General features: G+C 39.4%; 13 protein-coding genes. 7 read left to right on the top strand and 6 right to left on the bottom strand.

The annotated features are described in order from the left end of the window. Positions 1 to 84: 84 nt before the first annotated feature. From G8E00_RS01785 to gspF, 3 genes are all read right to left on the bottom strand, one after another. Positions 85 to 417, bottom strand: coding sequence for a hypothetical protein (locus tag G8E00_RS01785; RefSeq protein ID WP_166008676.1), 333 nt, complete (start codon positions 415 to 417; stop codon positions 85 to 87). A 278-nt stretch (positions 418 to 695) separates the two neighbouring features. Next, positions 696 to 1,151: a type II secretion system major pseudopilin GspG gene (gspG, locus tag G8E00_RS01780; RefSeq protein ID WP_166008677.1), complete on the bottom strand. Its 456-nt coding sequence runs from the start codon at positions 1,149 to 1,151 to the stop codon at positions 696 to 698. Positions 1,152 to 1,203: 52 nt separating this feature from the next. Further along, positions 1,204 to 2,409, bottom strand: a complete 1,206-nt coding sequence (gene gspF, locus G8E00_RS01775; protein ID WP_166221589.1) for a type II secretion system inner membrane protein GspF — start codon at positions 2,407 to 2,409, stop codon at positions 1,204 to 1,206. A gap of 152 nt (positions 2,410 to 2,561) precedes the next feature. On the opposite strand from gspF, the gene G8E00_RS01770 reads away from it, so the two are divergent. The 6 genes from G8E00_RS01770 to G8E00_RS01745 all read left to right on the top strand — a co-directional run bounded on the left by G8E00_RS01770 (position 2,562) and on the right by G8E00_RS01745 (position 9,851). After that, positions 2,562 to 4,784, top strand: coding sequence for a primosomal protein N' (locus tag G8E00_RS01770; RefSeq protein ID WP_166221580.1), 2,223 nt, complete (start codon positions 2,562 to 2,564; stop codon positions 4,782 to 4,784). Between the two features lie 107 nt (positions 4,785 to 4,891). After that, positions 4,892 to 6,772 carry a monovalent cation:proton antiporter-2 (CPA2) family protein gene (locus G8E00_RS01765; protein ID WP_166221578.1) on the top strand — a complete coding sequence of 627 codons (1,881 nt, stop codon included), beginning with the start codon at positions 4,892 to 4,894 and terminating at the stop codon, positions 6,770 to 6,772. A gap of 50 nt (positions 6,773 to 6,822) precedes the next feature. Next, positions 6,823 to 7,698, top strand: a complete 876-nt coding sequence (gene hslO, locus G8E00_RS01760) for an Hsp33 family molecular chaperone HslO (protein WP_166008681.1) — start codon at positions 6,823 to 6,825, stop codon at positions 7,696 to 7,698. A 461-nt stretch (positions 7,699 to 8,159) separates the two neighbouring features. Continuing rightward, positions 8,160 to 9,140, top strand: coding sequence for a DnaJ C-terminal domain-containing protein (locus tag G8E00_RS01755; protein ID WP_166221576.1), 981 nt, complete (start codon positions 8,160 to 8,162; stop codon positions 9,138 to 9,140). A gap of 12 nt (positions 9,141 to 9,152) precedes the next feature. Further along, complete coding sequence (locus G8E00_RS01750; protein WP_166008683.1) at positions 9,153 to 9,491, top strand: chaperone modulator CbpM; 339 nt, start codon at positions 9,153 to 9,155, stop codon at positions 9,489 to 9,491. An 84-nt stretch (positions 9,492 to 9,575) separates the two neighbouring features. Further along, the gene (locus tag G8E00_RS01745) at positions 9,576 to 9,851 is read left to right on the top strand and encodes a YdcH family protein (RefSeq protein ID WP_166008684.1); all 276 of its coding nucleotides are present in this window, start codon (positions 9,576 to 9,578) and stop codon (positions 9,849 to 9,851) included. Between the two features lie 37 nt (positions 9,852 to 9,888). Here the strand turns inward: G8E00_RS01745 and G8E00_RS01740 are convergent, their stop codons facing one another. The 3 genes from G8E00_RS01740 to rpsO form a co-directional block, all read right to left on the bottom strand. Continuing rightward, positions 9,889 to 11,112: a magnesium transporter CorA family protein gene (locus G8E00_RS01740; RefSeq protein WP_166008685.1), complete on the bottom strand. Its 1,224-nt coding sequence runs from the start codon at positions 11,110 to 11,112 to the stop codon at positions 9,889 to 9,891. 149 nt (positions 11,113 to 11,261) lie between these two features. Then, positions 11,262 to 13,349: a polyribonucleotide nucleotidyltransferase gene (pnp, locus tag G8E00_RS01735; protein ID WP_171522907.1), complete on the bottom strand. Its 2,088-nt coding sequence runs from the start codon at positions 13,347 to 13,349 to the stop codon at positions 11,262 to 11,264. Positions 13,350 to 13,626: 277 nt separating this feature from the next. Continuing rightward, on the bottom strand, positions 13,627 to 13,896 hold the full coding sequence (rpsO, locus tag G8E00_RS01730; RefSeq protein ID WP_166008687.1) for a 30S ribosomal protein S15: 270 nt from the start codon (positions 13,894 to 13,896) through the stop codon (positions 13,627 to 13,629). Positions 13,897 to 14,196: 300 nt separating this feature from the next. Between rpsO and G8E00_RS01725 the strand changes: the two genes are divergently transcribed. Beyond that, a complete protein-coding gene (locus G8E00_RS01725; RefSeq protein WP_166221572.1) occupies positions 14,197 to 15,495 on the top strand; it encodes a serine hydrolase domain-containing protein in 1,299 nt (432 codons plus the stop codon). Positions 15,496 to 15,512 lie beyond the last annotated feature (17 nt).

Genomic DNA, 15,512 nt, shown 5'->3' with positions numbered 1-15,512 from the left:
TTTTTGTATGTCGAATGATATTGGGTTCAACGAGCACTCAAAATGATCTTTTTAGTTTTTTATCATTTTAAAATTAAGGCATCATTAAATTTGTGTTGCAAGATAACTCATCATTGCGGTTAAGCTCAACATCGGAACATAACCATAGATTTTAATTATCCATGCTTCAAATGTAGAAGCGTGCTGATTTAGACGCATAACAGTAGTACTTAATGCACTGCAAAAACTTACCAAAGACCAAGCTGTAAAAATGCTAATCCCCATAAAACCAAGCATGATCTGACTATTGGCATCTGTCGCATGCCAGAGATTGATAAAAAATTGGCTTAAAGGTAGAAGGCTCAATACCAAAAGAACAGACTTCAGCACTGACCGATGAAATTGATTCACTTCATCTTCAAGTAATAATGCTTTCATGTCATTCCCCAGTAAATCACTGTCCTGAATTCTATTATGCAAGGTTTTAAATAAATAAAAAGTCTATATTTATCCATATTTTGACTTTATTGTAACTATTAAATATGCAAATAATTCTTATTATAAATCTCAAAAATTAATTTATTTAAATTGTATTTAATTTCAATGATTTAATATTATATTTATGAATAATAAGGATTATCACTTCAGCCAGTATTTATTTAAACGATGAACTGAAGTGATTATTTCCATAATAATTAAATTAGAATAATTCTCAATCAAGGTTGGTAATAAATATCAGCATCATTACCTTCACCACCCTGCTTGCCATCTGCACCAAAAGAGTATAAATCGAACGTGCGACCTTCTGACCCTGGAATCACATATTGCACATCATTATCCCAACTGTCTTTCGGATATCCACCTTTAATATATCCACCTTGCATCCAATTTTTTGCAGAAGCAGGCTTATTGACAAGCGCATCTAAACCACCATCTTGCATAGATGGATATTTATTATTATCAAGTTTGTATTGATCTAAAGCACCTGCAACAGATTTTAAGGTAATGTGGGTGGTATCAACTTTGGCTTTTTCACCTCGACCCATAACATTAGGCACGATGAGTGCTGCCAGCACCCCCAAAATGACGATCACCACCATCACTTCAATTAAGGTAAAGCCTGCTTGTTGATTTAAACGGCGCGTATTTGATTTTTTGTTCAATTGTGTCATTTTTATCTCTCTTCCTGATCGATCATAAGATCAATTTCATTATTTAATTTGATCAAATCATATTGTTCATATTTACAATTGGCAACATCACAGCAATCACAATCACCAAAACGATACCTGCCATAATGACCAGCATCAAGGGTTCCAACAGAGCAAGTAATGTTGAAATAAATGTCGTCACTTCTTTATCTTGCATGTCAGAAGCACGTGACAACATGCGATCCAATTCTCCAGAAGCTTCACCACTTTTAATCATTTGCACCATCATTGGGGGAAAATAACCGCTACGTTCTAATTGCGTTGCCAAGTTCCCACCTTCGGTCACTTTTTCAGATGCATGATTCACAGCATCTCGAATCACCCAGTTATTACTCACCGCTGCCCCAATTTTCAGTGCATCCACCAACGGCACACCAGACTGCGTCAAAATCGACAATGTACTGGCAAATCGTGCTGCATTAATACCACGTGAAAGTTTACCGAATAATGGCAATTTGAGTGTTAAACGATCAAAAGCATAATGACCTGCTGACGTTCTTAGAAACCGAATGAGAAGAAAAATGCCTAAAATTGAGAACACCAACATAAACGGCCAAGCTTGTCGAATAAACTCACTGGCTTTCATTAAAGCCACAGTAATCCAAGGCAAGGCTTGTTTGCTCTGATCAAAAGTTTTAACAATATCTGGAACGACATAAGTCATCAGCCCCATTACAATCGCAAAGGACATGATCATCAAAATGATTGGATAAATCATGGCAGATTGAATTTTCTTTTGCATGGCAAAACGGTTTTCAGTGTAATCCGCCAATTGATCTAAAATCAGATCGAGATGTCCAGATCGCTCACCTGCCGCAATCGTAGCAATATATAAATCTGGAAAACGTCCCGATTGCTGCATCCCCTGTGCCAATGAATGTCCTTCCATGACTTTTGAGCGCACGGAGGACGTTAAATTTTGTACATGTGATTTTTCACTTTGCTTCGACACCGCACGCAAAGCTTCCTCTAAAGGAATACCTGCAGCCACCAAAACTGATAATTGACGTGTCAGCAAAGCCAAATCATAGGCTGTAAATTTCTTTTGAAACCACTGTCCATTTTGGGTTTTATTTTTTTGCTCCACAGCATCAACATTGACAGGAATCCATTGTTTATCGCGCAGTTGTTGACGAATTTGACGTGCAGAATCACCTTCTAATACGCCTTTTTGCTGTTTGCCCGAAGCATCTATTGCTGTAAATTGATATGCTGGCATTCCAATGCTCTAATTTTCCAAATGATGACTTTTAATTGTTGCATCTCACCCTAATAATCATTCATATTCATGCTTATTGATGATCTTCTTCACTGTACCATAAGCTTTCATTGTTCACGATATAATTTGCTCACGCTACCCGACAGAATGACATGCCAAATATTTTAAATACTGCTCCAGAACTTTATCGCATTCGCGTCGCTGTACCTGTACATCTTTATGACTGCTTTGATTATAAAGTTACTGAAGATCAATATCGTCAAATTGAAGTCGGTGCACGCGTTGCTGTGTCCTTTGGTCGTCAACATGTGGTGGGTATTGTGACTGAAAAGCTACAGTCTGATGCGCCAATTGACTCAAGTTTTCAACTCAAATTCATTACTGAAATTTTGGATGATCAAACAATTTTAAATGAGGCTGTTTTAAAACTTTGCCATTGGTCTGCACAGTATTATCAATTCCCCATAGGGGAAGTGATGCATGCTGCGATTCCTACCCTGCTTCGACAAGGCAAGCCATATAACTTGCTTGCTCGAACATGGAAAGTCTTAGATTTAAATGCAGATGACAAATTCAAACGTTCTGAGAAGCAACAAGATGCTTATAAAGTTTTAAAATTACATCCGCATGGAACAGCAGAAACCATCTTAAATTTAAGCGGAATCGAAACTGCGACACTCAAAGCAATCGAAAAAAAAGGCATTATTCGTTGTGAATTAGAACCGCAAAATTTTCAGCCTGAACCTGTTCAATTGGCGCAGATGCCTTTAACACCCAATGAAGATCAGCAAAAAGCCATACAAAGCATGGTAAAAGCTAAAAATAAATATCAAGCTTTTTTACTCGATGGATTGACTGGTAGTGGTAAAACTGAAGTGTATTTGCAGGTCATGCACGAGGTGTTAAAACAAGGTAAACAAGTCCTTGTTCTCGTTCCTGAAATTGGATTAACACCACAAACCATTAGTCGCTTCCAATCTCGTTTTCATTGCAATATTGTGCTTATGCATTCAGGTTTGAATGACACCAAACGCTTACAAGCTTGGCAACATGCACAAACAGGCAAAGCCACCATTATTCTAGGTACGCGTTCTGCCATTTTTACCCCTATGCCAAATCTTGGTCTGATCATTTTAGATGAAGAACATGATTTATCATTTAAGCAACAAGAAGGCTTCCGTTATCACGCACGAGATGTGGCTTTGTATCGTGCACATTTAGAAAATTGCCCGATTGTTTTAGGCTCAGCAACACCAAGCATTGATTCATTCTATTTAGCCGATCAGGGAAAATTGACCCACCTCAAATTGACACAACGTGCAGGTGGGGCATTGATGCCAAAAATGCATTTGATCGATTTGAAAATTGCAAAAAAACAGCAAGGCATCAGTCAAAACCTCATCGATGAAATCAAAAAACGTTTAGATAAAAAAGAACAAGTGCTGATTTTTTTAAATCGACGTGGTTATGCACCCGTTTTAATTTGTGAAAGCTGTGCTTGGCAAGCCAATTGCCCCCATTGTGATGCCCATTTTACCTTACATAAAAAACCCTATGAGCATTTGCACTGTCATCACTGTGGCACAATCAATCGCCTGCCTGATGCATGCCCACAATGTCATCAACAAACATTAAAGCCAATCGGGATGGGCACAGCGAAAGTAGAAGAAACCCTTCAAGAACTTTTTCCTGAACATAAAATCTTACGCGTCGACCGTGATTCCACCAGTCGTGTCGGAAGCTGGCAAAAAATTTATGATCAGATCCATACGAGTGAACCCATGATTTTACTGGGTACACAAATGCTGGCCAAAGGACATCATTTCCCCTATGTCACTTTAGTGGCAATCTTGGATATTGATTCTGGTTTACTGAGCGTAGACTTCCGTGCCACAGAACGAACAGCCCAGTTAATTATTCAAGTGGCTGGGCGTGCTGGACGTGGAGAAATGAAAGGCGAAGTTTATCTACAGACTTTACGCCCCGACCATCCGCTTTTAAATACGCTTATTACTAAAGATTATCGTGCCTTTGCTAAAGATACGCTGGCTGATCGACAAATTGCTCTCCTTCCACCTTGTCGTTATGCAGTCATGATTCGTTGTGAATCACGCAGTCAGGATGAAAATCAAACTTTTTTAACCAACATGACCCAAAAACTGCGTGAACATGCGGGCAATCTGATTGATATTTGGGGTCCCATTCCAGCACCCATGGAACGCAAAGCAGGACGATACCAAGCTCATGTGGTATTACTTTCGACGGAGCGTGCCAAAATGCATTTTTATGTACGCGAATGGTGGCAACAAATTTTGCATTTCAAACCATCAAACATGAAAATTACCATTGATGTCGATCCACAAGAACTGAGTTGATACATGCTTGAACAGATTGGTATGCTTGACGCACAAAATTAAATATAAAGATGATCTTTTCGAGAATACAATTCTCATAAATTATAAATTGAGTTTGGAAAACCCTTATGTCCTTACTGTTACAAATCACGATTTTCCTTGGAGCTGCGCTCATTTTAGTTCCACTCGGAAAACGCTTTGGCATTGCAACAGTATTGGGTTATCTATTTACCGGCATTATTTTAGGTCCAAGTGTTTTAAACATTGCTCGAGATGCTGATTCAATTGTCCATTTGGCCGATTTCGGCGTAATTCTGTTGATGTTTTTAATTGGCTTGGAACTTCGACCACAGCGTCTTTGGGAAATGCGCCGTTCTATTTTTGTATTAGGTACAGCTCAAGTAGTCATTACAGGCTTAGTCCTGATGGGGACGATATGGTTGCTCTTTCAACATAATTTAACAGCCAGCTTTGTCATTGGTTTCGCATTGGCACTCTCTTCGACAGCATTTGTGCTGCAACTTCTTTCTGAAAAACAACAGCTCAACACTACACATGGTCAGCAATCGTTTTCCATTTTGCTTTTTCAAGACATCGCTGCAATTCCACTGATTGCCATTATTCCAATATTGGCAGGTAGTGAGACCAGTCATCATGGTATTGCTTATTTTGCTGCCATTGTCGCAACCTTTACTGGCTTATTTTTATTTAGTCGTTATGTGATGCGCCCTTTCTTCAGGTTTATTGTTAAGAGTGACGCGACAGAACTGATTACCGCAGCAGGACTTTTTATTGTGCTGTCTGTGGTCGTCCTTATGGATGTACTCGGTATTAGCACGACATTGGGGGCTTTTCTCACAGGTGTATTGTTAGCAGATTCTGAATTTCGTCATGAGCTTGAAGCCAGTATCACCCCATTTAAAGGCTTACTACTGGGTTTATTTTTTATGACAGTGGGTATGACAACCCATATTTCGGTCATTTGGCAAATGCCTGTATTGGTCATAGGCGGTACTTTATTATTAATAGTCATTAAAGCCGCGGTTATGCTCTCCATTGCTCGATATTACAAATATACGTGGAATCAAAGTATCTTGATTGCCACATGTTTGGCGCAAGGTGGTGAGTTTGCCTATGTGATTTTTGCTGTTGCACGAAGTGAAAATGTATTGACCAGTGCCATGATTGAACCTGTAACCCTCATTGTCACCTTATCAATGGCGCTCACGCCTATTGTGTTTTGGGCAGTTAATCGTTGGATCACACCCTTATTTCAACAGCAATCTAAGCCTGAATACGATGAAATCATTGACCATCATCCTCCTATGATTATTGCTGGCTTTGGTCGTGTTGGGCAAATCGTAGCCCGTCTTGCACATATGCAACGAATCAACTTTACAGCCATTGATAATAATTTGCAGCGCATTGACTTCGTGCGTCGTTATGGCGGTAAATTGTATTATGGCGATGCAACTCAACCAGACTTGCTACGTGCTGCAGGTATTCAACATGCGCAAGTATTTATCTTGGCGATTGATGATGTTGAAGTCTCGATGAATGTGGCACGACACATACGACTGAATTATCCAAATTTGCGTTTACTTGCCCGTGCCCGTGATCGCTATCACATGCATTTACTTCGTGATTTAGGTATTGAATATATTTGGCGTGAAACGTATTTGTCATCATTAGGAATGTCTTATCGTGCATTATGTTTATTGGGTATACCCAAAGAACAGGCCCATGACAGCATTGAACTGTTCCGTGATTACGATGAAAAGCTTTTAGCAGAACAGCAACGCATCTATACTGATGAACAAAAGGTCTATGAGAGTTATCGTAACTTTATTGCTGAACTTGAACATATATTTGAAAGTGACTCACACAATTTTCCATCAAAAGATGACTCAGAACAGCTCAATGAGTCGGTCACCTCACCACAAACGATACATTTGCAACGGAATGAGCACCCAGATCGAATTAATGTTTGTCGAGATGAAGAAATTTAACTTGTGATTTACAATATAGTCACCATCTAAGCAGGGATTTGGAGAATTTTATGTCTGATTTACGTCAACGTTTTTATATTGAAAATAGCCCTGTACGTGGTGAAGTAGTTCATCTTGAAGAAGCTTTGCAAACTATTTTGGCGCAAAAAACTTATGCGCCTGCAATTCAGGTACTCCTTGGTGAAATGCTGAGCGCTACAGCATTGCTTGCAAGTACATTAAAAATTCAAGGGCGAATCAGCTTACAAATTCAAGCGCAAGGCACGCTGAAATGGGCAATGGCTGAATGTAACCATTTAGGTGAAGTTCGTGCTTTGGCGGATTATGAAGAAGATCCAAAATTTAATGCAGCAACAGACAGCAGCACAGTGTTATCCACTTTAGTTAGTCCTGTTTTATTTATTAATATTGAACCTGATTTTGGTGAACGTTATCAAGGGATTGTGCCTTTAGACCAACCAAACTTAGCACATTGCTTAATGCAGTATTATGATTTATCTGCACAAATTCCAACACGTATTGTATTAGCAAGTTCAGAAAAACGTGCTGGTGGCTTACTCATTCAATTGCTTCCTCGTAATAATGAAGAAGAGCAACAATTGGTCGATGAAGATATTTGGCCACGTTTAAAAATGTTGACTGAGACCTTGAAAGCAGATGAATTGACTGATCTTGATGCTCAAGAAATTCTTTATCGTTTATATAATGAAGAAGAAGTTCGTCTACCAGATGCTGAACAACTTAAATTTGGCTGCACCTGCTCAAAAGAACGTTGTGCAAATGCGTTGATTCAAATTGGCGAAGATGCGGTACGCGAAACCTTAGAAGTTCAAAATCCAATTACCATGGATTGCCAATTCTGCAATACACGTTATACGTTCACAGCAGTTGAGGCACTGGGTCTTTTTGGTGCTCACCTAAGTTAAGGGATCAGACCACTTCTCTTTTTATACGGGCTAGATCGTAAAAATCGTAGAAAATTGACCTTAAAGTGATGTACTCACTTTAAGGTTTTTTTAATGCTGTAGTCCTTGTACTTATGAAAACACCAAAACACATTAAAGTGATATAAATCACGTTTTATATTTATAATGCAAACAAATGTAAAATACTTTAAGTCGGTTAAAATCCAAGAAAAATATTTAGACTATTCGAATTCATTTTTAGATACATATTATTTTTAATCAATGATTTTTAACAACGTTCATTTTCTTGTTTTATAAATATTATAAACATCTATTTTTGTAATACTTTTTCTAAAATCCCCTTTCCAATATTGCCAATTTCTGTTCAAAGTTTGAAACAATTAGATACTAACAAACCGTTTAAGATTGCTCAAAATTCAGACCATAATAATTAAAAATCGATCAAATAAAATTCAGGTGCAATGTCAAAAAATCACTATGACGTTCTGGGCATAAGTCGTGAAGCCACATCAGACGAAATCAAAAAAGCGTATCGAAAACTCGCACGCAAATATCATCCTGATGTCAGTAAGGAACCCGATGCTGAAGAAAAAATGCAGGCCATTAACGTTGCTTATGACACCTTGAGCAATGCTGAAAAGAAACAGCAATACGACTTTGAACTGGATCATCCTCAAGGCTTTGCAAGTGGTGGATTTGGTGGTCAATCAAATGCCAATGGCTTTGATGGCTTTTCAAATCATCAAGGTCAAACAGGCAATGGCTTTGGTCAAAATGCAGATTTTAGTGGTTTCGAAGATTTATTTGGTCGTTTTGGTCAGGGCTTTGGTGGGGGTCGCCAACAACAATATAGCCAGCGTAATACTCAACAGCAAACCAGTTTCCGTGGTGAAGATCAACATGCAAAAATTGAATTGGATATTGATGTTGCATACCACGGTATTACCCAAACAATTACTTTACAAATTCCGACCTACAACGTTTATGGCGAACCTGAGGTTCAACGTAAAACCTTAGAAGTGAAAATTCCTAAGGGTATGAAAGAAGGTCAACAAATTCGTTTATCAAAACAAGGCCAAGCAGGCATCAATGGCGGTGAAGCTGGTGACCTCTATATTGAAATTCAATATCGTGAGACCAGTAAACTTCGTGTTGATGGTGCAGATGTCTATTACAACATTGACATCAGCCCTTGGGAAGCAGCACTCGGTCAAGAAATTGAAGTGATGACCCCAACTGGAAAAGTCAAAGTCACTATTCCGAAAAATACCGTTTACGGTAAACAACTACGTCTCAAAGATAAAGGGATTCCATCCAAAGTTCCCGGTCACTTATATCTAGTATTAAATATCGTCTATCCAAAAGCAGAAACGGAAGCAGAGACACATGCTTACCAAGATTTTGCTAAAGCATTTTCGCATTTTAATCCTAGATCTAATTAATGGAGCAGATTCATGACAACGATTCATTATCGTGAAATTGTAAGAAATGGATGTTTAGAAGCGGAAATTATTGATGAAAATCATATTTTTGATTTGAAAAATTTTGCCCAAGCCTGTGGGCAAAGTCCTGAGTGGGTTTTACAGCTCTTAGAGTATGAAATTTTACCTGCTCGTAATGAAAGTCGTATCCATCAGTTTTTCGCCGATGAACTGGTTCGAGCCCGTAGAGCCTATCGCTTACAGCGTGATTTCGAGGCCAGTTTGTCAGCTGTTGCAATGATGATGGATTTGATTGATGAAGTTCAAACGTTACGCAAACAAGTAAGACACTCCCATCTTACCCAAAGCTAATGAATGATGTGGATTATTGCAGGACTCAACTGCAATGCTCCCCTATTCTTTTAAAACTTACAGAATGAGGTATCTAAAATCATCATGAATACAAAAACACTTAATAAAAAACTGAAGAATATGTTCCCCGAATATCGCGAAATTATGCCTATTCTCGCTCAGGAGGATCCGCATTTCGCACAGCTACTTGAGGATCATAACGCCTTAGACCGTGAGATCATTTCGATGGAGCAAGATCCGATCAAAGTCATTCACGATGACATTGAGGGGTTAAAACGGAAGAAGCTGAAATTGAAAGATACCTTGTATCAAATTTTGAAAACAGCCTCTCGCCAACAAGCAACCCAAAGCGCCACTTAATCAGGATTTTTGTTGATTGAATTTCACGAATGTTGCGTTATTTAAATTTTGTGAGTTTTTCAACGCCCTTCATGGTCTGCTTAATGGGTTCATAATCCATAAACCAAAATAGATTGACATGTTGATCTCTGTGTTGTTGAGCCAGCATGTCAATCACACTTTTTTCACCGCGCCCGACCAAATGACGGCGGTAGAAGAAAATGATCAGAATGATCGTGGTGATCAACATCACCACGAGCATCACCCAAAAGCCGAATGGATTTTTGAGACCTGGAATCTCTTGAAAGTTCATACCATAAATTCCAGTCAACAAGGTCAACGGTGCAAAAATAGCGGTAATAATCGCTAAAATGCGCATATTTTCATTGGTTTGATTGGCAACGGCTGAAAAATGCAAATCAATTGCAGCCTGAATTGCACTACGTAATCGTGTGGTGTGTTTTTGAATTCTTTCAATATGACTCGATAAATCATCTACACGCACTACCATAAGATCTTGTTTATCTGCACGTTTTTTACCTTTGAGATGAGTGTAATTTTCAACAATCTCATCGCGTAATTCCTGTAAGCAATCGATTTGTTCCTCACACAAGTTTTCGACTTGTTGAAAAGACATATTTTCCTGTAACAGTTGATTCCATGTGGTAAAACGACGATGCCCCTGTAACAGCTCTTGCTGCCAATATTCAACTCGACGCGTTAAGGGTACTCTCAAATCGAGATAACCATCGACCATGGTATTGAGCAATCTAAGACTCAAATCAATGGGGGTAGATGCTAACTTCCTAGGCTTATTTTGTTCTTCTATTGGACGACACACGATGGTTTCAGTACGTGCAATATAATTTTCAATGGATTTATTGCCTATTTCACGAATCGTCACCAAAATTTGAGGCGTAATAATAAAACTCATAGGTGTTGTCGCGAGTCCAAACACACTTTCGTGCTTTTCTAATGCATTCTCATCCATACCAATCTGATCATCAGGCGTAATGAGTTTTCTAAAAATCAATAAATCATAATCATCCATCGCATCAAATACACATGGGTGTTCTAAATTTAAAATATCTCGAACATGATATTCATTCAAAGTCAGCTGTGTTAAAGCCTGAATGTTTTTTTGCCATTGTTCTGCATGATTGACAACATCATCCCGTGTGCAATCGACCCAAATAAATTCAGCTTCTTGGTTTTCAATGGGTGTTTTACTGATGTAAGAATAATTTTCCGATTGATGTAAATAAAAATAGTAGCTTTGCATAATGATCAGTTATGTTTCATTTTAGATATTCGCCTGATCTTCATCATGCCATAAAAAAAGCCTTGAGCAAGTCAAAGTATCAACTTCGACTTTACCCAAGGCTTTTTTCCTTTCAGCTTCCTATGCAGAAAGCTGAAAAGTTCGAACAATTATGCTTGTTCGATGTCTTTCATTGTCAATTTGATACGACCACGGTTGTCGACATCTGCAACTTGTACTTTAATTTCTTGACCTTCAGCAAGAATGTCAGTCACGTTAGCAACTCGTTCATTCGAGATTTGAGAAATATGAAGTAAACCATCAGTACCTGGAAGAATGTTTACAAACGCACCGAATTCAACAATACGAATCACTTTACCAGTGTAGATTGTACCCGGTTCGATTTCAGCAGTAAGCGCTTGGATTTTTGCAACAGCAGCCATCGCAGCAGCTTTCGTCTCACCGAACACACGAACTGTACCGTTATCTTCGATATCAATCGCAGCTTTGGTTTCTTCAGTGATCGCACGAATTGTCGCACCACCTTTACCAATCACATCACGGATCTTGTCAGGATTGATGTTGATCACTTGGAATGTAGGTGCATGCATAGAAATTTCAGGGCGAGCACGTGAAATCACTTGATTCATTTCATTCAAAATGTGCATACGACCAGCATACGCTTGGTTCAATGCAGTTTCCATGATCTCTTCAGTAATACCTTCGATCTTGATATCCATTTGAAGTGCAGTAATACCGTTTGCAGAACCAGCTACTTTAAAGTCCATATCACCTAAGTGATCTTCATCACCTAAGATGTCAGAAAGTACCGCAAAACGCTCGCCTTCTTTCACTAGACCCATTGCGATACCCGCAACTGGCGCTTTAAGTGGAACACCTGCATCCATAAGTGATAATGAAGCACCACATACAGAAGCCATAGAAGATGAACCGTTCGATTCAGTAATATCAGATACGATACGAATTACGTACGGGAAGCGGTCAGCTGCAGGAAGAACCGCTTGAACACCACGGCGAGCCAAACGACCATGACCAATTTCACGACGTTTAGGACCAGATTCACGACCAGTTTCACCTACAGAGTATGCAGGGAAGTTGTAGTGAAGCATGAAGTTGTCAGTTTTAGTACCTGCAAGCGTATCCACCATTAACGCATCACGTGTATTACCTAAAGTCGTTGTTACTAACGCTTGAGTTTCACCACGAGTAAACAATGCAGAACCGTGTGCACGATCTAACACGCCCACTTGTACGTCGATTGCACGAACAGTTTTGGTATCACGACCATCAATACGTGGTTTACCAGACAAGATATTGTCACGAACTGTGCGGTATTTAAGATCTTCAAATAATTCGTTAACTTCATCTGCAATACCTGTTTCGTCACCTTCTGGAACGAACTGAGCAATTGCTTCTGCATGAAGTGCGTCAAGTGCAGCATAACGATCTTGCTTAACAGCAATCGTGTACGCTTCAGAGATTTTCGCTTCAAATGCTTCTTTTAATTGAGTTAAAAGCGCTTCATTTTTAACAGGTGCAGTCCAAGTTGACTCTGTTGCACCAGCAGCCGCTGCAAACTCTTTAATCGCTTGAATTGCGATTTGCATTTCGTCATGACCGAACAATACAGCACCAAGCATTTGGTCTTCTGAAAGTTCTTTCGCTTCTGATTCAACCATAAGAACTGCAGATTCTGTACCTGCAACAACAAGGTCAAGATCAGACTCTTTCAATTGTTCGTGGTTCGGGTTCAGGATGTATTCACCGTTGATTAAACCAACACGTGCACCACCGATTGGACCACGGAACGGTGTACCTGCAATTGCAAGTGCAGCAGACGTACCCAACATTGCAGCAATATCAGCATCCATTGTTTTGTCAGATGAGATTACTGTCGCAGTCACTTGGATTTCGTTGTAATAACCTTCAGGGAACAACGGACGAATTGGACGGTCAATCAAACGTGAAATTAAAGTTTCAGCTTCAGACGCACGACCTTCACGCTTACCGTAACCACCTGGAATACGACCAGCTGCATATTGTTTTTCTTGATAATTAACAGTCAATGGGAAGAAGTCTTGACCTGCTTTTGCAGTTGGTTGAGCAACAACAGCAACCAATACTTGAACGCCACCCATTGTAATCACAACAGTATTTGCTTGACGTGCAACACGACCTGTTTCAAGCACTACATTATGCTGACCGTATTGGAATTCTTTACGAATAATATTAAACATTGACATGTTCTATTTTTTCCTAGTTCTTGTGAACAATTATTCTAGTGGAGACCCCTAAGGTTTGGCATTCACAATCAATATTGAAAAATGACAAAGCTTAGAAGCCGACCTCACCAGACAATTAATGACTCACAATGAGTAAAATATGAATTTAAGACACAAAGAAGGAGCGAAACATTCGCCCCTTCTCTATTACCTAGTCGAAGCTAGGTATACTTCAATTTTCAGTAATATAGCACTAAGCATGCAATAGCCCGAAAAACAAAGTTCAATCGAATTAACGACGTAAACCTAAAGCAGCAATCAAGTCGCTGTAACGAGTAGCATCTTTACCTTTAAGGTAATCAAGAAGCTTACGACGTTGGTTAACCATACGGATAAGACCGCGACGGCTATGATGGTCGTGTTTGTGCTCTTTGAAGTGACCTTGTAAGTCATTGATTTGAGATGTTAAAAGAGCTACTTGAACTTCTGGTGAACCAGTGTCGTTTTCAGCGCGAGCAAATTTAGCAATGATCTCTGCGCGATCTGCGTTTGTTAAAGCCATTCGATTTCTCCGAGATGCTTATATGTTAAGTATTTGATACGAATCAACTTCATTCTTCAAAACTGGGTTGACTGCCGTGCATCACTACAGCAGTGGGTTATTTTAAAGGAACTACCCTCAGATTGCAAAGTTATCCAGCGCAAATCTGAATTTTAAACTTGAACTAACAGAAAATAGATTGTTGCTTTTTTTTACATTTGCAGATTATTAGCCTATCAACGTCAGCATAGACACTGACTTTGAAAAACCAGCAAGGCAAACTGGTTCGCAATAACAAAAATATGAAGTGCGGCTAAACAAATGAAATTATTTTCAACCAATACCTGTTATGTGCCTCGTGATTTAAATTCAATCACGACATCTAAGAATGAAGTTGATCCTGCATTGGGTGGTTTAAGTGGCGCTCAAATTGAGAAAATTTGGTCGAGCGTAGAGACACTCTATAAATCAGGTAACCACCCTTTAATCAGTGTCTGCATAAGACGGCATGGACACATAATGATCAATCGAAGTATTGGATATCGCCAAGGTAATTCTGCGGCAGGGCTTTCCTCTGATGCAGTTATTGCCAATCCAGATACGCCCATTTGTTTGTTCTCAGCATCGAAATTGGTCAGTGCGATGTTGGTTCATATCCTTAATGAACAAGGTAAAATCAATTTACTTGATCCTGTTAGTCGCTATATTCCTGAATTTGCGGCCAATGGAAAAAGACGAGCGACCATTTTTCATTTACTTTCTCACCGTGGCGGCATTCCAAAAATTGAAACTGAAGTTACGCCTGAACTGCTGTTTGATCGTGAAAAAATATTGCAACTGCTCTATGTCGCAAAACCCGTGGCTCGTGCAGGAAGTCAATTGTCTTACCATGCGGTGACAGCAGGATATATCTTGGGTGAACTGATTGAGCGTGTTACTGGGCAAGATATTCGTGATTTTTTACATACACATATCGAAAAACCCATGGATCTGCCCTTCTTCAATTATGGTTTAAAACCCGAATTGAGAGATCAAGTGGCATTGAATTATCCAACAGGCATTCATCCAAGTCTAGGCAGTGACGTGTATTTAAATCGTGTGCTGGGTGGTGGTTTAGAACTGGCGGTCAATGTGACCAATGATACGCGATTTATGGACACGGTATGTCCTGCAGGAAATATATACACCAGTGCTGAACAAGCCAATCGTTTTATGGAAATGCTATTAAATGGTGGTTCATACCAAGATAAGCAAATTATTCGACCTGAAACGGTGTTTAGAGCAACATTGCCAACATCCAATACCACCATTGACCGAAGCTTACTTGCACCGATGCGTTATGCTTTAGGACCCATGCTAGGCACAAATCCAGTTGGACTCTTTGGTCCAAATTCAGGTCAAGCTTTTGGGCATTTAGGATTTTCCAATATTTTATGTTGGGCAGATCCAGAAAGGGACATTAGTGTCTCCATCTTAAATACGGGTAAATCTGTCCTAGGTACACACCTACCTGCACTCGGATATTTGCTGTATCAAATTTCTGCTCAATGTCCAATCATTGCGAAAGAACAGCGACGCTCTTTGTTTGGATCGGATCAACATGAAGCAAATCTGGTTTAAAAATAGACTTGTAGCGT

Origin of the sequence: Acinetobacter shaoyimingii (assembly GCF_011578045.1) — a bacterium.
Taxonomy (GTDB): domain Bacteria; phylum Pseudomonadota; class Gammaproteobacteria; order Pseudomonadales; family Moraxellaceae; genus Acinetobacter; species Acinetobacter shaoyimingii.
This window is presented reverse-complemented; position numbering and strand designations above follow the sequence as displayed.

Bases quoted from the DNA above. Each gene is read 5' to 3' on its own strand.
- G8E00_RS01785 (WP_166008676.1), bottom strand. From the start codon at position 417: ATGAAAGCATTATTACTTGAAGATGAAGTGAATCAATTTCATCGGTCA.
- gspG (WP_166008677.1), bottom strand. From the start codon at position 1,151: ATGACACAATTGAACAAAAAATCAAATACGCGCCGTTTAAATCAACAA.
- gspF (WP_166221589.1), bottom strand. From the start codon at position 2,409: ATGCCAGCATATCAATTTACAGCAATAGATGCTTCGGGCAAACAGCAA.
- G8E00_RS01770 (WP_166221580.1), top strand. From the start codon at position 2,562: ATGCCAAATATTTTAAATACTGCTCCAGAACTTTATCGCATTCGCGTC.
- G8E00_RS01765 (WP_166221578.1), top strand. From the start codon at position 4,892: ATGTCCTTACTGTTACAAATCACGATTTTCCTTGGAGCTGCGCTCATT.
- hslO (WP_166008681.1), top strand. From the start codon at position 6,823: ATGTCTGATTTACGTCAACGTTTTTATATTGAAAATAGCCCTGTACGT.
- G8E00_RS01755 (WP_166221576.1), top strand. From the start codon at position 8,160: ATGTCAAAAAATCACTATGACGTTCTGGGCATAAGTCGTGAAGCCACA.
- G8E00_RS01750 (WP_166008683.1), top strand. From the start codon at position 9,153: ATGACAACGATTCATTATCGTGAAATTGTAAGAAATGGATGTTTAGAA.
- G8E00_RS01745 (WP_166008684.1), top strand. From the start codon at position 9,576: ATGAATACAAAAACACTTAATAAAAAACTGAAGAATATGTTCCCCGAA.
- G8E00_RS01740 (WP_166008685.1), bottom strand. From the start codon at position 11,112: ATGCAAAGCTACTATTTTTATTTACATCAATCGGAAAATTATTCTTAC.
- pnp (WP_171522907.1), bottom strand. From the start codon at position 13,349: ATGTTTAATATTATTCGTAAAGAATTCCAATACGGTCAGCATAATGTA.
- rpsO (WP_166008687.1), bottom strand. From the start codon at position 13,896: ATGGCTTTAACAAACGCAGATCGCGCAGAGATCATTGCTAAATTTGCT.
- G8E00_RS01725 (WP_166221572.1), top strand. From the start codon at position 14,197: ATGAAATTATTTTCAACCAATACCTGTTATGTGCCTCGTGATTTAAAT.